Annotated in this window: 18 protein-coding genes; 15 read left to right on the top strand and 3 right to left on the bottom strand. The window is 54.0% G+C overall.

The genetic code is table 11. From position 1 onward, the window contains the following. Positions 1-28: 28 nt before the first annotated feature. The 10 genes from folD (at position 29) to spo0A (ending at position 11,363) form a co-directional block, all read left to right on the top strand. On the top strand, positions 29-883 hold the full coding sequence (folD, locus tag B9L21_RS03985) for a bifunctional methylenetetrahydrofolate dehydrogenase/methenyltetrahydrofolate cyclohydrolase FolD (protein WP_063165319.1): 855 nt from the start codon (positions 29-31) through the stop codon (positions 881-883). A gap of 11 nt (positions 884-894) precedes the next feature. Continuing rightward, complete coding sequence (xseA, locus tag B9L21_RS03990) at positions 895-2,241, top strand: exodeoxyribonuclease VII large subunit (protein ID WP_063165320.1); 1,347 nt, start codon at positions 895-897, stop codon at positions 2,239-2,241. After that, a complete protein-coding gene (locus B9L21_RS03995; protein ID WP_063165321.1) occupies positions 2,238-2,468 on the top strand; it encodes an exodeoxyribonuclease VII small subunit in 231 nt (76 codons plus the stop codon). The genes xseA and B9L21_RS03995 overlap by 4 nt, the downstream gene beginning before the upstream one ends. 3 nt (positions 2,469-2,471) lie before the next feature. After that, positions 2,472-3,365: a polyprenyl synthetase family protein gene (locus B9L21_RS04000; protein ID WP_063165322.1), complete on the top strand. Its 894-nt coding sequence runs from the start codon at positions 2,472-2,474 to the stop codon at positions 3,363-3,365. A gap of 266 nt (positions 3,366-3,631) precedes the next feature. Continuing rightward, entirely contained in the window at positions 3,632-5,524 is a 1,893-nt protein-coding gene (gene dxs / locus B9L21_RS04005) for a 1-deoxy-D-xylulose-5-phosphate synthase (protein WP_063165323.1), read from the top strand. A gap of 5 nt (positions 5,525-5,529) precedes the next feature. Next, on the top strand, positions 5,530-6,378 hold the full coding sequence (locus tag B9L21_RS04010; RefSeq protein WP_063165324.1) for a TlyA family RNA methyltransferase: 849 nt from the start codon (positions 5,530-5,532) through the stop codon (positions 6,376-6,378). 83 nt (positions 6,379-6,461) lie between these two features. Beyond that, positions 6,462-6,911 carry a transcriptional regulator AhrC/ArgR gene (gene ahrC / locus B9L21_RS04015; RefSeq protein WP_020960521.1) on the top strand — a complete coding sequence of 150 codons (450 nt, stop codon included), beginning with the start codon at positions 6,462-6,464 and terminating at the stop codon, positions 6,909-6,911. Positions 6,912-7,053: 142 nt separating this feature from the next. Next, complete coding sequence (recN, locus tag B9L21_RS04020) at positions 7,054-8,775, top strand: DNA repair protein RecN (protein WP_063165325.1); 1,722 nt, start codon at positions 7,054-7,056, stop codon at positions 8,773-8,775. 222 nt (positions 8,776-8,997) lie between these two features. Then, complete coding sequence (spoIVB, locus tag B9L21_RS04025) at positions 8,998-10,293, top strand: SpoIVB peptidase (RefSeq protein ID WP_063165326.1); 1,296 nt, start codon at positions 8,998-9,000, stop codon at positions 10,291-10,293. A 251-nt stretch (positions 10,294-10,544) separates the two neighbouring features. Then, on the top strand, positions 10,545-11,363 hold the full coding sequence (spo0A, locus tag B9L21_RS04035) for a sporulation transcription factor Spo0A (RefSeq protein WP_063167306.1): 819 nt from the start codon (positions 10,545-10,547) through the stop codon (positions 11,361-11,363). Between the two features lie 131 nt (positions 11,364-11,494). Here spo0A and B9L21_RS04040 read toward each other — a convergent pair whose 3' ends face one another. Together B9L21_RS04040 and B9L21_RS04045 are read right to left on the bottom strand one after the other, a co-directional pair. Continuing rightward, complete coding sequence (locus B9L21_RS04040; RefSeq protein WP_063165327.1) at positions 11,495-11,914, bottom strand: hypothetical protein; 420 nt, start codon at positions 11,912-11,914, stop codon at positions 11,495-11,497. Between the two features lie 293 nt (positions 11,915-12,207). Then, a complete protein-coding gene (locus B9L21_RS04045; protein WP_081432649.1) occupies positions 12,208-12,360 on the bottom strand; it encodes a YycC family protein in 153 nt (50 codons plus the stop codon). Positions 12,361-12,468: 108 nt separating this feature from the next. On the opposite strand from B9L21_RS04045, the gene B9L21_RS04050 reads away from it, so the two are divergent. Continuing rightward, positions 12,469-13,197 (top strand): glycerophosphodiester phosphodiesterase, encoded by a 729-nt coding sequence (locus B9L21_RS04050; RefSeq protein ID WP_063165328.1) that lies wholly within the window; start codon positions 12,469-12,471, stop codon positions 13,195-13,197. Between the two features lie 11 nt (positions 13,198-13,208). Here the strand turns inward: B9L21_RS04050 and B9L21_RS04055 are convergent, their stop codons facing one another. Further along, positions 13,209-13,457 carry a DUF2627 domain-containing protein gene (locus B9L21_RS04055; RefSeq protein WP_063165329.1) on the bottom strand — a complete coding sequence of 83 codons (249 nt, stop codon included), beginning with the start codon at positions 13,455-13,457 and terminating at the stop codon, positions 13,209-13,211. 139 nt (positions 13,458-13,596) lie between these two features. On the opposite strand from B9L21_RS04055, the gene B9L21_RS04060 reads away from it, so the two are divergent. The 4 genes from B9L21_RS04060 to buk all read left to right on the top strand — a co-directional run bounded on the left by B9L21_RS04060 (position 13,597) and on the right by buk (position 18,990). After that, positions 13,597-15,660: a sigma 54-interacting transcriptional regulator gene (locus B9L21_RS04060; protein WP_063165330.1), complete on the top strand. Its 2,064-nt coding sequence runs from the start codon at positions 13,597-13,599 to the stop codon at positions 15,658-15,660. Between the two features lie 138 nt (positions 15,661-15,798). Continuing rightward, complete coding sequence (yqiS, locus tag B9L21_RS04065) at positions 15,799-16,698, top strand: phosphate butyryltransferase (RefSeq protein ID WP_063165331.1); 900 nt, start codon at positions 15,799-15,801, stop codon at positions 16,696-16,698. Positions 16,699-16,718: 20 nt separating this feature from the next. After that, entirely contained in the window at positions 16,719-17,822 is a 1,104-nt protein-coding gene (locus tag B9L21_RS04070; RefSeq protein WP_063165332.1) for a leucine dehydrogenase, read from the top strand. A gap of 55 nt (positions 17,823-17,877) precedes the next feature. After that, on the top strand, positions 17,878-18,990 hold the full coding sequence (gene buk / locus B9L21_RS04075) for a butyrate kinase (RefSeq protein ID WP_063165333.1): 1,113 nt from the start codon (positions 17,878-17,880) through the stop codon (positions 18,988-18,990). Positions 18,991-19,007: the final 17 nt, after the last annotated feature.

Genomic DNA, 19,007 nt, shown 5'->3' on the forward strand with positions numbered 1-19,007 from the left:
ATGAACGAGGAGAGGGGAGCAAGACACAATGACAGCACAAATCATTAGCGGAACGGAATTGGCAAAAACGATCCGCGCTGAATTAGCGAATGAAGCAGCAACGTTAAAGGCAAACGGCATCGAGCCGGGGCTGGCCGTCATCCTTGTCGGCGACGACCCTGCGTCGCACTCATATGTGAAAGGAAAACAAAAAGCGTGCGCCGAAGTCGGCATTCGTTCCCTCCTTTACACGTTTCCGGCTACGGTCAGCGAGGAAGAGCTGCTCGCTAAAATCCGCGAGCTGAACGCCGATCCGACAGTGCACGGCATTTTAGTGCAGCTGCCGCTGCCTAATCATATTCGCGAATGGTCGGTGATTGAAACGATCGCCCCAGAAAAAGATGTCGACGGGTTTCACCCGATCAACGTCGGAAAAATGATGATCGGCCAGCCGGCGTTCCTCCCGTGCACCCCGCACGGCGTGCTGGTGATGGTTAAGTCCGCTGGCATCGACATCGCCGGAAAGCACGTTGTTGTCGTCGGCCGCAGCAACATCGTCGGCAAGCCGGTCGGTCAGCTGTTTTTGCGTGAGCATGCGACCGTCACCTACGCCCACTCGAAAACGCCCGATTTGGCCGCCATCACCCGGCAAGCCGACATTTTAATCGTCGCCGTCGGCAAGGCGCGCCTCATCGGTCCGGAGCACGTCAAGCCGGGAGCGGCCGTCATTGATGTCGGCGTCAACCGGCTTGAGAGCGGCAAATTGTGCGGCGATGTCGATTTTGAGGCCGTAAAAGAAGCGGTCGGCTACATCACGCCGGTGCCGGGAGGGGTCGGGCCGATGACGATTACGATGCTGCTGCACAATACGATGGAAGCGGCTCGGCAGCTCGTCGCGAAGTGAGGGAGGTTTTCGTGGAAGTAAAATATGTGACCGTCGGGGCGCTGACCAAATACATTAAGCGCAAATTTGACGTCGACCCACATTTGCGCGATTTATGGATAAAGGGCGAGATTTCAAACTTCAAGCAGCATTCGCGCGGCCATATGTATTTTACGTTAAAAGACAGCCAGGCGCGCATTCAAGCTGTCATGTTCGCCGGCTACAACCAGCATTTGCCGTTCCGCCCCGAAGACGGGATGAATGTGCTCGTACGCGGGGAAATTTCCGTCTATGAACCGAACGGCAACTATCAACTGTATGTGAAAGAAATGCAGCCGGAAGGCGTCGGCCGCCTATATTTGGCGTACGAACAGCTGAAGCAGCGGCTTGAAGCGGAAGGGCTGTTTTCGCCGGCTTACAAAAAGCCGCTGCCGGCGTTTCCGCGCTGCGTCGGCGTCGTCACGTCGCCGACCGGGGCGGCGGTGCGCGATATTATGACGACGATTCGCCGCCGCTACCCGCTCGCCAAAGTCATTTTATTCCCGGCGCTCGTGCAAGGGGAAGGGGCAGCGCCGTCGATCGTGCGCGCCATTGAGCGGGCGAACGCTTTTACGGAAGTTGATGTGCTCATTGTCGGCCGCGGCGGCGGTTCGATTGAAGAATTGTGGGCGTTTAACGAGGAAATTGTTGCCCGTGCGATTTTTGCCTCCCGCGTGCCGGTCATTTCCGCCGTCGGCCATGAGACCGATTTTACGATCGCCGATTTTGTCGCGGATTTGCGGGCGCCGACGCCGACCGCGGCGGCCGAGCTGGCGGTGCCCCACATCGGGGAGCTGGCTGAGCGGCTTGCCGAGCGGAAATGGCGGCTCATCCGCGCCATGAAGGAGCGGCTTGCCGCCAGCCAAGAGCGGCTCGCCCGGCTGCAGGCGTCGTACGCATTCCGCTATCCGAAGCGGCTGTATGAACAAAAAGAACAGCAGCTCGACGCGCTGCTTGAGCGGCTCGCCCGCCAGCGCGAACGGCTGGTGGATCAAAAGCGCCAGCGGCTGCGCGAGCTGCATCTGAGACTATGGCGCCATCACCCGGAGACGAAGCTCGAGCGGATGAAAGAGCGGCAAAAAGCGGCTGCCGGCGCGCTTGAAAAAGCGATGCGCACCGCCTTAGAGCGCCATGCGTTCCGCTTTCGTTCCCATATCGCGCGGCTTGAGGCGCTCAGTCCGCTCCGTATCATGGAGCGCGGCTACAGCTTGGTGTACAATGAGCGGCAAGAGCTTGTGAAACAAGTCGGCCAGCTCCAGGTTGGCGAGCGCCTGTCCATCCGGGTTCAAGACGGACAAGTCGATTGTCAAGTGACGGGAGTGGAGGAAAAACCGACATGAGTGAAGAAAAAGAAATGACGTTTGAAGAGGCAATGAAACAGTTGGAAGCGATCGTTGAAAAGCTGGAAGAAGGAAACGTACCGCTTGAAGAGGCAATCGCCTTTTTCCAAGAAGGGATGAAACTGTCGAAGCTTTGCCATGATAAACTGCAGCATGTGGAAAAACAGCTCGAGTATATGTTGCGCGAAGACGGCGAACTTGTCCCTTTTTCGCCAGAGGAGGCATGACAGGTGGAGCAGCTTGAGATGGAACGGTTTTTAAACGAGCAAAAACGGGCTGTCGAGGCGGCGTTGTCCCACTACGTGGCGCAGCTTGACGGCCCGGAGACGCTGAAAAAAGCGATGGCCTATTCGCTTGAAGCCGGCGGCAAGCGCATCCGCCCGCTGCTGTTGCTGGCAACGATTCAGTCGCTCGGCCAACCTCCGGCGCTTGGCCTGCCGGTGGCTTGCGCTATTGAAATGATCCATACGTATTCGCTTATCCATGATGATTTGCCGAGCATGGACAATGATGATTTACGGCGCGGCAAGCCGACAAACCATAAAGTGTTCGGCGAGGCGATCGCCATTTTAGCCGGGGATGGGCTGTTGACGTACGCGTTTCAATTGATCGCCGAGATCGATGATGAACGCGTGCCCCTTGTCGTTCGGCTGCAGTTGATTGCAGAGCTGGCGAAAGCGGCCGGCCCAGAAGGCATGGTAGCCGGACAAGTGGCCGATATGGAAGGGGAAGGAAAACCATTGGCGCTCCCCGAACTGGAATACATCCACCGTCACAAAACCGGGAAAATGCTGCAATATAGCGTGCGTGCCGGCGCGCTGCTTGGCGGCGCCGACGCCCGGCAAAGGCGCGAGCTCGACGAATTTGCCGCCCATTTAGGACTCGCCTTTCAAATTCGTGATGATATTCTCGATGTGGAAGGGACGGAAGAAAAAATCGGCAAGCGGGTCGGCAGCGACCGCGAACATCACAAGGCTACTTACCCGGCGCTGTTGTCGCTTGCCGGCGCAAAAGAAAAACTGTCGTTCCATATCGATGCGGCGAAGCGCCATTTGCAGCAAGCCGGCGTTGACGACGCTGTGCTCGCCTATATTTGCGAACTTGTCGCTGCCCGCGACCATTAACCGGAAGGCGGCCGCCTTCGTTCCGTAGTTGTTTCGATTCGGAACTGGGGCGGTTTTTTTGTTTTCCGTTCAACGAGCAAAGACCATCGTCCTTTTCTCGTGTACTTGCCTTTCCTCTTATCTTTGTGATCCTCAACAAAACGGGCGCACACGCTCTCCTTTGCGGGAAAAGTCGATTTTTCGCGATGAATCATGTATAATAATACTTACCTGTACGATAGGAGAACCGGCTCGGAGAACGACCAAATGAAAGCGAGTGATCTTCGTTGGACTTAACGAAAATTGAACATCCGCGCGTGGTAAAAACGATGTCGATTCCCCAGTTGAAACAGTTAAGCGCCGACATTCGGCGATTTTTAATTGAGAAGCTGTCGAAAACGGGCGGACATATCGGCCCGAATTTAGGGGTCGTCGAACTGACGATCGCCCTCCATCGGGAGTTTGATAGCCCGAAAGACAAGCTCATTTGGGACGTCGGACATCAGTCGTACGTGCATAAAATTTTGACCGGGCGCGCCGCCGAGTTTGATACGCTTCGCCAATATAAAGGGCTGTCCGGGTTTCCGAAGCGGAGCGAAAGCGAGCATGACGTCTGGGAAACGGGCCATAGCTCGACATCGCTGTCGGCAGCGATGGGGATGGCGATCGCCCGCGATTTGAAAGGGACGGACGAGTACATTGTGCCGATCATCGGCGATGGGGCGTTAACTGGCGGGATGGCGCTTGAGGCGCTCAACCATATCGGCCATGAAAAAACGGATATGATCGTGATCTTAAACGATAATGAAATGTCGATCGCTCCGAACGTGGGGGCGTTGCACAACATTCTCGGCCGTCTGCGCACCGCCGGCAAATACCAATGGGTGAAAGACGAGCTCGAGCTGCTGCTCAAACGCATTCCGGCGGTCGGCGGCAAGCTGGCGGCAACGGCTGAGCGGCTGAAGGACAGCTTAAAGTATTTGCTCGTTTCCGGGGTGTTTTTTGAAGAGCTCGGGTTTACGTATTTAGGCCCGGTTGACGGCCATGATTTTGATGATTTATTCGAAAACTTGCGCTACGCGAAGAAGATGAAAGGCCCGGTTCTTGTGCACGTGATTACGAAAAAAGGAAAAGGCTACAGCCCGGCGGAGAACGACAAAGTCGGCACGTGGCACGGCACAGGGCCATACAAAATCGAAACCGGAACCTTTGTCAAAACGAAAGAAGCAGGACCGTCATGGAGCGCGTTAGTCAGTGAAACCGTTCGCCGGCTCGCCCGCACCGACCCGCGCATTGTCGCCATTACACCGGCGATGCCCGTCGGCTCGAAGCTGGAAGGGTTTGCAAGCGAATTTCCGGATCGGATGTTTGATGTCGGCATCGCCGAACAGCATGCGACGACGCTCGCGGCCGGGCTGGCAACGCAAGGAATGAAACCGTTTTTGGCCATTTACTCGACGTTTTTGCAGCGCGCCTATGACCAAGTCGTCCATGACGTATGCCGGCAAAACTTAAACGTCTTTTTCGCCATCGACCGCGCCGGACTTGTCGGTGCTGACGGCGAAACGCATCAAGGGGTGTTTGACATCGCCTTTTTGCGTCATGTGCCGAACCTTGTTTTGATGATGCCGAAGGACGAAAACGAAGGCCAGCATATGGTATACACGGCCATCCGCTATGACGGCGGGCCGATCGCCATGCGTTTCCCGCGCGGCAACGGGCTTGGCGTTCCGCTTGACGAGGAGCTAAAAGAAATTTCGATCGGCACATGGGAAGTGCTGCGCGACGGCAGCGATGCAGTGATTTTGACGTTTGGGACGACGATTTCGATGGCGCTTGAGGCGGCTGAACAGCTGGCGAGAGACGGCGTGTCGGTGAAAGTCGTCAACGCCCGTTTTCTGAAGCCGATGGATGAAGCGATGCTTCACGAACTGCTCGCGAGCCGTCTTCCGATCTTAACAATCGAAGAGGCGGTATTGCAAGGCGGTTTCGGCAGCGCCGTGCTTGAATTTGCCCATGACCATGGCTACCACCAGGCGGTCATTGAACGGATGGGCATTCCGGACCGCTTTATCGAGCACGGAAGCGTCAGCGAGCTGCTGCGCGAAATCGGGCTGACGGCCGCCCATGTCGCTGACCGCATTAAAACGATCATGCCAAGAAAACAGAAAAGGGCTTGAGACAGATGAAAGGAAAGAAAGAACGGCTCGATGTGCTGCTTGTCGAACGCGGGTTGGCGGAAACGCGGGAGAAGGCGAAGCGGGCAATCATGGCCGGACTCGTCTATTCCAACGATGTCCGGCTCGAGAAGCCCGGGGAAAAAGTGCCGGCTGATATCCCGCTTCAAGTGAAAGGCAACCCGCTTCCATATGTCAGCCGCGGCGGTTTGAAACTGGAAAAAGCGCTGCGCGAGTTTCACATTAGCGTCAAAGATAAAATTGTGCTTGATATCGGCGCGTCGACTGGCGGATTTACGGACTGCGCGCTGCAGCACGGGGCGAGGCTGTCGTACGCCGTTGACGTCGGCTACAACCAGCTCGCTTGGAAGCTGCGCCAAGACGAGCGTGTTGTGGTGATGGAGCGGACAAACTTCCGTTACGTGACGCCGGATTTGTTCGCGAAGGGGCTGCCGGAAGTGGCGGTCATTGACGTGTCGTTCATTTCGCTTCGGCTCATTTTGCCTGTCGTCAAGACGGTGATCGTGCCGGGCGGCGATGTGATTGCCCTTGTCAAGCCACAGTTTGAAGCCGGCAAGGAAAACGTCGGCAAAAAAGGGATCGTCCGCGATCCGGACGTCCACCGGGAAGTGCTTGAGTCGATCATTCAATTCGCCTGCGCCGAAGGGTTCGATGTCCTCCATTTATCTTATTCGCCGATCACCGGCGGCGACGGCAACATTGAGTTTTTGCTTCATGCCGTCTATCCCGGGGGAGATCGGGAAGGCGAAAACCGTCTTTCAGCGCCGATCGCGCGCATCGTGAACGAGGCGCACGATCGCTTGCGGAATGGGGAACGGGAACCAGATGCTGAATAATATCTTCCGCGGAAACGGACGGAACCCCACAGGCCGGAACGGCCAGAAAACCGGCATCTTTGAAAGCGAGGAGGTGGCCCGATTTGAACAAAGGACAAAGGCATATTAAAATTCGCGAAATCATTATGAACAACGACATCGAAACGCAAGACGAGCTCGTCGACCGGCTGAAAGAAGCCGGCTTTAACGTTACCCAAGCGACCGTCTCACGCGACATTAAAGAGATGCAGCTCGTCAAAGTGCCGATGGCCAACGGCCGCTACAAATACAGCCTTCCGTCCGACCAGCGCTTCAATCCGCTGCAGAAGCTGAAGCGGGCGCTTGTCGACGTGTTCATTAAGTTGGACGGAACCGGCAACTTGCTCGTGCTGCGGACGTTGCCGGGCAACGCCCACGCCATCGGTGTTTTGCTCGACAATTTGGATTGGAACGAAATCGTCGGCACGATTTGCGGCGATGATACGTGCCTGATTATTTGCCGAACGCCGAAAGACGCAAAAAAAGTGTCCAACCAGCTGCTGTCCATGCTCTAACCGAGGACCGGCCCGACGTTCCGCCCGTGCTAGGGAGAGGGAAAACGGGAACGGTCCTTAGTTGTCAATTCGAACGTATGTGCTATAATAAAGATTGCGATGGACAAGGCATGCGCCATTCGAACGTTCAAGGGGTGATGGAATGCTCGCCGAGCTGTCGATTAAAAATTTCGCGATTATTGAATCGTTATCGTTGTCCTTTGACAAAGGGCTGACAGTGTTAACCGGCGAAACAGGGGCGGGCAAATCGATCATCATCGACGCGATTCATCTGTTGATCGGCGGGCGCGGTTCCGCCGAATTTGTCCGTTTCGGCGCGGAAAAGGCGGAAATCGAAGGGCTGTTTTTGCTTGACGATGAGCGTCATCCATGTTGCCAAAAATGCGCCGAGGTCGGCATCGATGCGAGCGAAGGGATGGTCGTTTTGCGCCGCGACATTTTGGCTAACGGCAAAAGCGTCTGCCGCATTAACGGCAAGCTGGTGACGACCGCCGTACTGCGCGAAATTGGAGCGACGCTTGTCGATATTCACGGCCAGCATGAACATCAAGAGCTGATGGATCCGTCCCGCCACTTGCCGCTTCTTGATGAATTCGGCGGCGCGGAGGCGGCTGAAGCGCTCGCACGCTACCGCGCTGTGTATGAACAGCATGAAGCGCTGGCGAAAAAGTTGAAAAAGCTGAGTGAAAATGAGCAGCAAATGGCGCATCGGCTCGATCTATTGACATTTCAGTTGCGCGAAATCGAACAGGCGGCACTCGAGCCGGGAGAAGACGAGCGGCTGATGGAAGAAAAAGTACGCATTGTCAATTTTCAAAAGATATATGAAGCCATCCAGAAAAGCTATGGGGCGCTTGCCGGCGAAGGGCGCGGCCTTGACTCGATTCGAGAGGCGATGAGCCACCTCGATGATGTCGCTGCGATGGATGCTGCGCTGAAGGAAGCGCACGAAACAGTCGCCAACAGCTACTACTTGCTTGAAGAAGTGATGTACAAGCTGCGCGACCAGCTCGAGGAACTTGAATACGACCCGGCGCGGCTTGACGCCATCGAAAGCCGCCTCGCCGAAATTCAGCAGTTAAAACGGAAATACGGTGCAACGATCGCTGATATTTTGCAATATGCTGAGGCGATTGCTGAGGAAATCGAGACGATTGAAAACCGCGAGACGCATGTGCATGAACTTGAGCGGCAGCTTGCGGCGGTGACGGGCGATTTGCTGATTGAGGCGAAACGCGTAACCAACGTCCGGCAGACGTACGCTCGGGAGCTGATCGAGCGCATTCACCAAGAGTTGAAAGATTTGTACATGGAGAAAACGCAGTTCGACATCATTTTTGCGAAGCGTGAAGGACCGCTCGATGCCCCGTTAGTCGACGGCGTGCCAGTCAAGTTTCACGAAGATGGCATCGACGTCGTCGAGTTTTACATTTCGACGAACGTCGGTGAGCCGTTGAAGCCGCTCGCGAAAGTGGCTTCGGGCGGTGAATTGTCACGGATCATGCTGGCGTTGAAAACGATTTTTTCCAAACACCAAGGGGTGACGTCGATTATTTTCGACGAGGTGGATACGGGCGTCAGCGGCCGCGTCGCCCAAGCGATCGCCGAAAAAATTTACCGCATTGCCAGCGGTTCACAAGTGCTTTGCATTTCTCATCTGCCGCAAGTGGCCGCTATGGCGGACACCCATTTATTGATCGCCAAAGAAACGGACGGAACGCGGACGAAGACAGTGGTGAAAAAGTTGGATGAGGAAGAGAAGGTGAAAGAAATCGGACGGATGATTTCCGGCGTCGAAATGACGGAGCTGACAAAACAGCACGCCAAAGAGCTGTTGGAACTGGCGGCCAAAATGAAACAATAACAGTTCGTTCAACGCGATGCCGCTCCACCTGACGATGGGCGTTTCCCCCGCCAGGCCGTCTGATCCGACGGCAGGCGTTTCCTGTGCTGCCCGGATGCAAGGCTATCCATTCCGGGCAGCTTTTTTTATAAGTGCCGCGATTATATTTTCCCCTGTTCAGGCAAAATTAAAACTGTAACCGTTTTTGCATGGTGTAGGCGGGAGCGAGGAGAGTGAACGACATTGAATAAAGAAACGGCGCGAAAAATCGCAGGAGTGCTTCTCCTTGGCATATTGATGGCGATCGGTGTTTCTAAGCCGATGAAGGAATATTGGCAAATTCCAAAGCAGCTTGTATTGTTTGAGGGCGACGCGGTCAAGTTTGAAGCCGCCTCCCTTCCGGTGCAAGCGGCCGCTAATGACCGAAACGCTCCCGAAATGCTCCAAGTTGAGCGAAAAAACGGTTCACTGTCTGTGAAGGCGAAAGAGCATGGACATAAAACAATGGTGCTGCAGGTTGCGGGAATGCCGATTAAGCAAGTGGATGTCAAAGTATTGCCGACGCTGAAAGTCATTCCCGGCGGTCAATCGATCGGCGTGAAGCTCAACACGGTGGGCGTTCTCGTCGTTGGTTACCATCTCGTGGAAACAGACAATGGCAAAAAATCGCCGGGGGAAGCGGCCGGCATCCAAGTCGGCGATATCATTATCGGCATTAACGGCCAAAAAATTGAAAATATGAGCGATCTTTCCCCTTTCATTGAGGAAGCTGGCAAAACAGGAAAACCGCTTCATCTGCAAATTTTGCGCGACCAGCGCTCCATGACGACGAAGCTCATTCCGCTGAAAGACAAGCATGACGATGTGTACCGCATTGGCTTATACATCCGCGATTCCGCCGCTGGCATCGGGACGATGACTTTTTATGACCCGAAGTCGAAAAAATACGGTGCGCTCGGCCACGTCATTTCTGATATGGATACAAAAAAGCCGATTGTCGTCCAAAACGGGCAAATTATGCGTTCGACCGTCACGTCGATTGAAAAGGGGACGAGCGGCAATCCGGGCGAAAAACTGGCCCGCTTTTCCGACGGCGAGGAAGTGATCGGCACCATTACAAATAACAGCCCGTTTGGCATTTTCGGCAAGCTGACAAAACCGCTCCTAGACGGCCCGATTACGAAGCCGATTCCGGTCGCTTTGGCGAGCCAGGTGAAAGAGGGGCCGGCGAAAATGCTGACGGTGGTGGAAAACGACAAAGTCGAGCAATTTGATGTGGAAATTGTCAGCACCATTCCGCAAAAGTTCCCAGCGACAAAAGGGCTCGTCATTCGCGTTACCGACCCGCGCCTGCTGAAGAAAACGGGCGGCATTGTCCAAGGGATGAGCGGCAGCCCAATCGTTCAAGACGGAAAGCTTGTTGGCGCGGTGACGCATGTTTTCGTCAACGATCCGACGTCCGGCTATGGCGTCCATATCGAGTGGATGCTGCAAGAAGCAGGAATCGACTTATATGGCAAACAAAAGAAAGCGAGCTGATTCGGTCAGCTCGCTTTTTGGCTGCCGGCAAATTTTTTTCAAAAAAGGCGGCAAAATTTTTGCCGGTTTGGCATAGATATTTGGTGAAACATCCGTTAAAATGGAACATGTAAAGATTTTTCGACAAACACACATTTTTTGAAAGCGAATATTGTCTAACGAACACGATTTTTGTTATAATTTTTATTTTTCGCTAACTTGTGAAAAATAAAAGGATTTTTTGCCACTGCTGTCGAATGTACGTTAACGGAATGCTACATAGCAAGAAAAAGTGGGGGAGGACGATCATTTTGAGCATTAAAGTGTGCATTGCCGATGATAACCGCGAATTGGTGACATTGCTTGATGAATATATTTCGAGCCAGCCGGACATGGAAGTGATCGGCACGGCATATAACGGGCAAGACTGCTTGCACATGCTTGAAGAGAAGGAGCCGGACATTTTGCTTTTGGATATCATTATGCCGCATTTGGACGGGTTGGCCGTGCTTGAGAAAGTCCGCACCGGCTTTGAGCACCAGCCGAACGTCATTATGCTGACGGCGTTCGGTCAGGAAGATGTGACGAAAAAGGCGGTCGAACTCGGCGCCTCCTATTTCATTTTAAAACCGTTTGACATGGAAAATTTAGTCCATCATATTCGGCAAATTTACGGAAAAACTGCGCCGATCGCCAGAAAAGTCGCTCCGGCGTACCAGACGCGCGACAATAAGCCGAAAAACTTGGATGCAAGCATCACGAGCATTATTCATGAAATCGGCGTCCCGGCGCATATTAAAGGGTATTTGTATTTGCGCGAGGCGATCGCCATGGTATATCACGACATCGAATTGCTCGGTTCGATCACAAAAGTGCTGTATCCTGATATCGCTAAAAAATACAACACGACCGCCAGCCGCGTCGAGCGGGCCATCCGTCATGCGATTGAAGTCGCCTGGAGCCGAGGCAACCTTGAATCGATTTCCTCGCTGTTCGGCTACACGGTCAGCGTCTCGAAAGCGAAGCCGACGAATTCCGAATTTATCGCGATGGTAGCCGACAAGCTAAGATTGGAACATAAGGCGTCGTAACGATGAGAGAAAATCATGGCATGACGTCAGGTGTCCCATGGATGGGACACCTTTTCCTGTTGATGATGCACAATGCGGTTCAAGGCCGGCGATTCGCCTAGTGTGCCAAAGGCGTTTCGTTTTGCCTTCTCTTATTTGTATTTATACCAAGCGATCCAGCCCTTTTCTTGATGTTTGGCTACAAAGATGACTCCTTCCGACAAACTTGCACTAGGCAGCAATTTAGGGAAACGGAGTTTGACGACCCATGAATGTTGGGCGATTGGTTTGCCGCATAACGATTCGGCCATTTGAACATAAGGGGTTTTTGATTCAGCGAGCATCAGCGCTTTTTCCACTTCCCATTCACTGTACTCTTTCCCCGGATAAAGCGAAGGGATTATCGTTTTTAATGCGTGAAGAAGTTCCGGTTTGTCTGCCGAAGAAACGGGCGCGAGTTCCGAAGCATTGGGACACTGTTCGCCTGCATAGGAGTGCGTCGGATAGGCATAGAACAAGATTGAAACAAACGACAATATCAAAAAATAAACCATGAGAAGATGTTTTTTCATCTATCATCACCCCATGGTTTATATTCCCCAAATATGTAAAGAGCTGTAGATGAGCATTTTTCATTACAATAATCTCCATGTCCTTGGGTGAATGGGTTTTGAGCACATCTACTTTACTCAAGGAGTCGGGTTCATGTCTCCTTTTTTGTTTGGTTGTAAATTTATGTTAGCTAATTTGCTCATCTACAGTAAAGAGCATAACTGTTCCATCACGCTGCTCATCGGAAAAGAGTGGAAAAGTTTAAACACAACGGTGATGGCACTCGAGTTTTTCACATTGGGATGCCAAATGGTTAGGATGGGTCATGTTCTTTTTCCTTTTTCTCGAGTTCGAGCAGTTTTTGCATCAAAATGTGCGGGGGCATATGCATCACCCGTTCAATCGGGATTCCGAGCGCTTTAGCTAGTTTTTGCGCCGTTTCCAATGAAATTTTCAGCGGTTGCATCATGTTCACCTCATTTCATCATACATTAGTTTTAGTATAACGAATGATCGTCGGCGTCGGCTAGTCCTGTTGGCCGAACGGTCATTATACACGAAAGGGAGAAGACGAATGACACTGATTTTTGCCCATCGTGGCGCGGCCGGAACTCACCCGGAAAACACGATGGTGGCGTTTCGCGAAGCGGAAAGAGTAGGGGCTGACGGCATTGAATTGGATGTACAGCTCACCAAAGACGGTGAAATCGTCGTTATTCATGACGAGACAGTCGATCGGACGACCGACGGAAGTGGCTGGGTGCATGACATGACGTACCGCGATTTGCGCAAGTTGAACGCAGCGGCGAAATGGGGAGGCCGATACGGACATTGCCCAATTCCTCATTTGGAAGAAGTGCTCGCTTGGCTCGAACCGACAAAGCTTTTCATTAACATTGAGTTGAAAAATAACCGCATTCCCTATGAAATGCTCGAACAAAAAACGATCGCCCTTGTTCGCCGCTATGGGCTTGAGAAACGGACAATTTTTTCGTCGTTCAACCATAACAGCATGCGTTTCTGCCGAACGGTTGCCCCGGAGATCGAAACGGCGCTTCTCTATATGGAGCCGCTCCACGACCCGTGGACGTATGTCAAGGTGATGAAAGCAGACGGGTTGCATCCGTACTATCGGACAGTGACGGCTACATTTGTTGCGAATGCGCAACGTCGCGGGCTGGCTGTTCGGCCGTTTACGATCAATAAGCCGGAAGCGATGAAAACAATGTTTGCCTACGGGGTTGATGCCATTTTTACCGACCATCCTCGCCGGGCAAAGGAATGGAAAGAAAAAACGCCTTAACGAATTGACCGTTAAGGCGTTTTTCGTTTGCGTTGAAAGCGCGCCTGCACTTTGTTTCGTTTCCGGTCGCGGTGCAACAAAAATCCGCCGATAAACGCCAGACCGGCAACAAACAGTGCGAGCCCGCCGAGAAATTGCAGCCATAAGGCGGCAAACGGCGGATCCATCACGCCAAATAGCGCATCGCGCATCCATTTAATGCCGAGCGCTGCCGCCAAGCCGGGAACGACTAAAATGAACAGCGCAATCATTCGTCCCATCGCGATCGCGTTCCTTTCCAAAAAGAAGTGACTTCATCGACTATCATAGCGGTTATCGGCCATTTGTCAAGGAAGGAAAAAACGAGTATGATAAAAATGCCTGCAAAATTTGGCATGAAACAAAGCGTGGTGAACCATAATGAAAAAAGTGATCATAATCGGCGCCGATGCGCGGGGGACGTTGCTGCTCAAACTGCTTCACGAGGCGTCGGGGTTTGCCGTCATGGCAGTCATTGATGTCGATGACGACGCCCCAGGTCTGCAGCTGGCGCGAAAATGGGGCATCGCTGCTGCCAACGACTGGCGCCCATGGATGGACAAACCGCTTGATTTGATTATCGAAACGACCGGCAAGGCGGACGTCCTTAAAGAGATCCGCCAGCTGGCGCCTAAAGGGGCAAACATCGTCCCGAGTGCGGTCGCGAGAATGATGGCTGAGCTTGTAGAAGAGAAAGAAGCGTTGATCGCGGAACTGAAAAGCGAGGCGGCTCGGCGCGCGCTCATTTTTCACTCGTCCCACGATGGCATGATTGTCGTTGATGAATATGCTTACATTACCGATATGAATGAAAGCGCCGCAGAGCTGCTCGAGGTGGACAAGGACAAAGTCATCGGCGAGCATATTTTAGCCGTCTTGCCATCGAGCGGCTTGCCGCGCGTGCTGAAAACGAGGCAGACAGAGTTTCACCAAGAAGTGGAGTTGGCGAATGGGAAAAAGTTGATTACCACCCGCATCCCGATCATCGACGAGAGCGGCCAGTTGTTCGGAGCGCTTGCGGTATTTAAAGATATCACCGAACTTGTCGATTTGGCGGAAGAAATTACGGACTTAAAAGAAGTGCGCATGATGCTTGAAGCAATTATCTACTCATCAGAAGAAGCGATCTCGGTCGTGGATGAAAACGGGAACGGCATTTTGATCAACCCGGCGTATACCCGTCTCACCGGTCTGACGAAAGAGGAGGTGATCGGCAAGCCGGCGACCGCCGACATCGCCGAGGGGGAAAGCATGCATATGCAAGTGTTGAAAACGCGCCGCCCGGTGCGCGGCGCGCGCATGAAAGTCGGCCCGAAAAACCGCGATGTCATCGTCAATGTCGCTCCGATCATTGTGGACGGTGTATTAAAAGGGAGCGTCGGCGTCATTCACGACGTGTCGGAAATCCAACGGCTGACGGCGGAGCTCAACCGGGCGCGGCAAATTATTCGCACGCTCGAGGCGAAATATTCGTTTGCCGATATTATCGGTGAATCGGAAGAGATGAAAGTTGCGATTGAGCAAGCGAAACTAGCGGCGAAAACGCCGGCGACGATTTTGCTGCGCGGCGAATCAGGAACGGGAAAAGAACTGTTTGCCCACGCCATTCATAACGCCAGCGACCGGAAGTATAACAAGTTTATCCGCGTCAACTGTGCGGCCATTCCGGAAACATTATTAGAAAGCGAGCTATTCGGTTATGAAGAAGGGGCGTTTTCCGGCGCACGGCGCGGTGGCAAGCGCGGGTTGTTTGAAGAGGCGAACAACGGAAGCATTTTCCTTGACGAAATTGGCGAACTGTCAGCGAGCACGCAAGCGAAGCTGCTTCGCGTCCTGCAAGAGAGGGAGATCGTCCGCGTCGGCGGAACGAAACCGATCCCGATTAACGTCCGCGTCATTGCTGCAACGAATGTCAATCTGGAAAAAGCGATTGCCGACGGCACGTTTCGTGAAGACTTATATTACCGGCTCAACCGGATGCCCATTTACATCCCGCCGCTGCGCGCCCGCAAAGAAGACATTCCGGCCCTTTGCCGGCATTTGATCCAAAAGCTGAACCAAGATTACGGGCGCAACGTCGAAGGGGTGACAAACGAAGCAATGGCGCGGCTTTTCGCTTATGATTGGCCGGGGAACGTCCGCGAACTTGAAAACGTGCTCGGACGGGCGATGATTTTCATGAAATTTCATGAGGTGATGATCGACGTTACGCATTTGCCGCCGCTCGCCACCCCATCGCCGGCACCGGCACTCCGCATTGAAGCGGAGGAGCCGCTCCGCCCGCTTGATGAGATGGTCGGGGAGTATGAGGCGCGTTTGTTAGAGCGGGCGCTCCGCCGTTATCATGGCAATAAAACAGCGACTGCCCGGGCGCTCGGCATTTCAGTGCGCAACTTGTACTATAAATTGGAGAAATACGGGCTTGACAAAAAAAGCATGCAGTAATTTTCATATAGCGAAAAAGATTGCACAATCTTGCCCGTATCCAACGGCTGTTTTAAAGCGCTTTCATCATTTTATGGTTGGCACAGTTTTTGCGTATAAAAAGTGCCGCACGATTTGCAGAAAAGGTTGGTGCAGACGATGAAGCTAAAATCGCTAATCGAAGAGGCAAGCCAATGCCAGGGCCGGACGGTGGCAGTGGCGGCGGCGGAAGACGAAGAAGTCATCGAGGCAGTGGCGATGGCACTCAAACATCGCCTCGGACGGTTCGTGCTGTACGGGGATCGCGAGCGGGTCGGCCGATTGCTGAAAGAAAAGGGCTGCACGCGCTTTTCCGATGTTGAGATCGTTCATGCGAACTCGGTCGGGCAGGCAGCGGAGCTCGCCGTGCGCGCCGTTCACTTGAACGAGGCTGACGCGCTGATGAAAGGGCATGTGTCGACCGCGACGCTCTTAAAGGCGGTGCTCAATAAAGAGTACGGGCTGCGCGCCGGGAGAGTTCTTTCCCATGTCGCCGTCTTTGACGTGCCGGGGGCGGATCGGCCCATCATCGTGACGGATGCGGCGATGAACATCGCGCCCGATTTGGAACAAAAAGTGCAAATTGTGAATAACGCCGTCAGCGTGGCGCGGTCGATCGGCATTGAGCAGCCGAAAGTGGCGGCCTTGGCGGCAGTGGAAACAGTCAATCCGGCCATGCCGGCAACACTTGATGCCGCCGCGCTCGCCATAATGCAAAAGCGGGGCCAAATCAGCGGCTGCCTGCTTGATGGGCCGCTTGCCTTGGACAACGCCGTGTCCATGACGGCGGCGAAGCATAAGCGGATTGAGAGTGAAGTCGCCGGTTGCGCTGATATTTTGCTCGTTCCCGACATTGAATCCGGCAATATGTTGTACAAATCGCTCGTCTATTTTGCGAACGCTCGCGTTGGCGCGGTCATTGCCGGAGCGAAGGCGCCCATCGTTTTAACATCGCGCGCCGACTCGGCGGAAAGCAAATTGTATTCGCTCGCCCTTGCGATCTGTTCGGCAGCGAAATGAAAAGAAGGAGGCCATCGAAGATGGAACTGTTTAAATATATGGAAACGTATGATTACGAACAAGTGTTGTTTTGTCAAGACAAAGAATCGGGCTTAAAGGCGATCATCGCCATTCATGATACAACGCTCGGCCCGGCGTTGGGCGGCACGCGCATGTGGATGTACAATTCGGAAGAAGAAGCGCTCGAAGACGCGTTGCGCCTCGCCCGCGGCATGACGTATAAAAACGCGGCGGCTGGCCTCAACTTAGGCGGAGGCAAAACGGTCATCATCGGCGACCCGCGCAAAGATAAAAACGAGGCGATGTTCCGCGCCTTCGGCCGCTTCATCCAAGGATTGAACGGCCGCTATATCACGGCCGAGGACGTCGGGACGACGGTTGCTGATATGGATATCATTTACCAAGAGACCGACTATGTGACCGGCATTTCCCCGGAGTTCGGCTCGTCCGGCAACCCGTCGCCGATGACAGCCTACGGTGTCTACCGCGGGATGAAGGCGGCGGCGAAAGAAGCGTTCGGCAGCGACTCGCTCGAAGGAAAAGTCATCGCCGTCCAAGGCGTCGGCAATGTCGCTTACCATTTATGCCGCCATTTGCATGAAGAAGGAGCTAAGCTTGTAGTCACCGACATTAACAAAGAAGCGGTGGCCCGCGCGGTCGAGGAATTTGGCGCGAAAGCGGTCGACCCGAACGACATTTACGGCGTTGAGTGCGACATTTTTGCCCCGTGCGCGCTCGGCGGCATCATCAATGACCAGACGATCCCGCAGCTGAAAGCGAAAGTGATCGCCGGCTCGGCGAACAACCAGCTGCGCGAGGCGCGGCATGGCGATATCATTCACGAAATGGGCATCGTGTATGCCCCGGATTACGTAATCAACGCTGGCGGCGTCATCAATGTCGCTGATGAATTGTACGGCTACAACCGTGAACGGGCGATGAAAAAAGTCGAGCAAATTTACGATAACATTGAAAAAGTGTTTGCGATCGCCAAGCGCGACAACATTCCGACGTACGTTGCGGCCGATCGGATGGCGGAAGAGCGGATCGAAACGATGCGCAAGGCGCGCAGCCAATTTTTGCAAAACGGTCATCATATTTTAAGCCGCCGCCGCGGCCGTTAACGGCGGCCAGGGGCGGTCCTCCGCCCCGCTGGCGGCATACGGAGGGACGACAACGATGCAAGAGCAGAAGTTCCGTATTTTAACGATCAATCCAGGTTCGACCTCGACGAAAATTGGCGTGTTTGAAAATGAACGGCCACTGTTGGAAAAAACGATCCGCCATGATGCGGATGTGCTGCGGCAATACGCGACGATTATCGACCAATATGAATTTCGCAAACAGACGATTTTAGCCGCTTTAGATGAGGAAGGAATCAACTTATCGAAGCTAAGCGCCGTCTGCGGCCGCGGGGGGCTTCTCCGCCCGATCGAAGGCGGAACGTACCGGGTCAATGAGGCGATGCTTGACGATTTGCGCCGCGGCTACTCCGGCCAGCACGCCTCCAACCTCGGCGGCATTTTGGCGCATGAAATCGCTTCAGCGTTAAATATCCCGGCGTTTATTGTCGACCCGGTCGTCGTCGATGAGCTTGAGCCGATCGCTCGGATTAGCGGGTTTCCGCTGATCGAGCGGCGCAGCATTTTCCATGCGTTGAACCAAAAAGCGGTCGCGCGCCGCGTCGCTCGGCAGCTTGGCAAGCGGTATGACGAGTTGAATTTCATCGTCGCCCATATGGGCGGCGGCATTACCGTCGGCGCCCACAAGCGGGGGCGGGTCGTCGATGTCAATAACGGCCTTGACGGCGAAGGCCCGTTCAGCCCGGAGCGCGCCGGAACGGTGCCGGCCGGCGATTTGGTCGCTTTATGTTTTTCAGGTGAATACTACCGTGATGAGATCATGAACATGCTTGTCGGCCGCGGCGGTCTTGTCGGGCATCTTGGCACGAACGATGCGGTAAAAGTGGAAAAAATGATTGAAGCCGGGAACGAACAGGCGAAACTCGTGTATGAGGCGATGGCATACCAAGTGGCGAAAGAAATCGGCGCGGCAAGCGCCGTGCTTTCCGGCAAAGTCGACGCCATCATTTTAACCGGCGGCCTGGCGTACGGCAAATCGTTCGTCGAACAAATCACCCGCCGCGTCCAATGGATTGCCGATGTCATCGTCCACCCGGGCGAAAATGAACTGCAGGCGTTGGCGGAAGGCGCGCTTCGCGTCTTGCGCGGCGAGGAAGAGGAAAAAACATATCTAGGTGAAGCGGCTGCGCCGGTTTCAGTCCGGCGTTGATGCGGCAACGGACAGAA

It is taken from the genome of Geobacillus uzenensis (assembly GCF_002217665.1).
Lineage (GTDB): Bacteria > Bacillota > Bacilli > Bacillales > Anoxybacillaceae > Geobacillus > Geobacillus subterraneus.

Bases quoted from the DNA above. Each gene is read 5' to 3' on its own strand.
- yqiS (WP_063165331.1), top strand. From the start codon at position 15,799: ATGAAGCTAAAATCGCTAATCGAAGAGGCAAGCCAATGCCAGGGCCGG.
- B9L21_RS04040 (WP_063165327.1), bottom strand. From the start codon at position 11,914: ATGAAAAAACATCTTCTCATGGTTTATTTTTTGATATTGTCGTTTGTT.
- spo0A (WP_063167306.1), top strand. From the start codon at position 10,545: ATGCTACATAGCAAGAAAAAGTGGGGGAGGACGATCATTTTGAGCATT.
- B9L21_RS04060 (WP_063165330.1), top strand. From the start codon at position 13,597: ATGAAAAAAGTGATCATAATCGGCGCCGATGCGCGGGGGACGTTGCTG.
- B9L21_RS04050 (WP_063165328.1), top strand. From the start codon at position 12,469: ATGACACTGATTTTTGCCCATCGTGGCGCGGCCGGAACTCACCCGGAA.
- B9L21_RS04070 (WP_063165332.1), top strand. From the start codon at position 16,719: ATGGAACTGTTTAAATATATGGAAACGTATGATTACGAACAAGTGTTG.
- B9L21_RS04010 (WP_063165324.1), top strand. From the start codon at position 5,530: ATGAAAGGAAAGAAAGAACGGCTCGATGTGCTGCTTGTCGAACGCGGG.
- B9L21_RS03995 (WP_063165321.1), top strand. From the start codon at position 2,238: ATGAGTGAAGAAAAAGAAATGACGTTTGAAGAGGCAATGAAACAGTTG.
- B9L21_RS04055 (WP_063165329.1), bottom strand. From the start codon at position 13,457: ATGGGACGAATGATTGCGCTGTTCATTTTAGTCGTTCCCGGCTTGGCG.
- recN (WP_063165325.1), top strand. From the start codon at position 7,054: ATGCTCGCCGAGCTGTCGATTAAAAATTTCGCGATTATTGAATCGTTA.
- buk (WP_063165333.1), top strand. From the start codon at position 17,878: ATGCAAGAGCAGAAGTTCCGTATTTTAACGATCAATCCAGGTTCGACC.
- folD (WP_063165319.1), top strand. From the start codon at position 29: ATGACAGCACAAATCATTAGCGGAACGGAATTGGCAAAAACGATCCGC.
- B9L21_RS04045 (WP_081432649.1), bottom strand. From the start codon at position 12,360: ATGCAACCGCTGAAAATTTCATTGGAAACGGCGCAAAAACTAGCTAAA.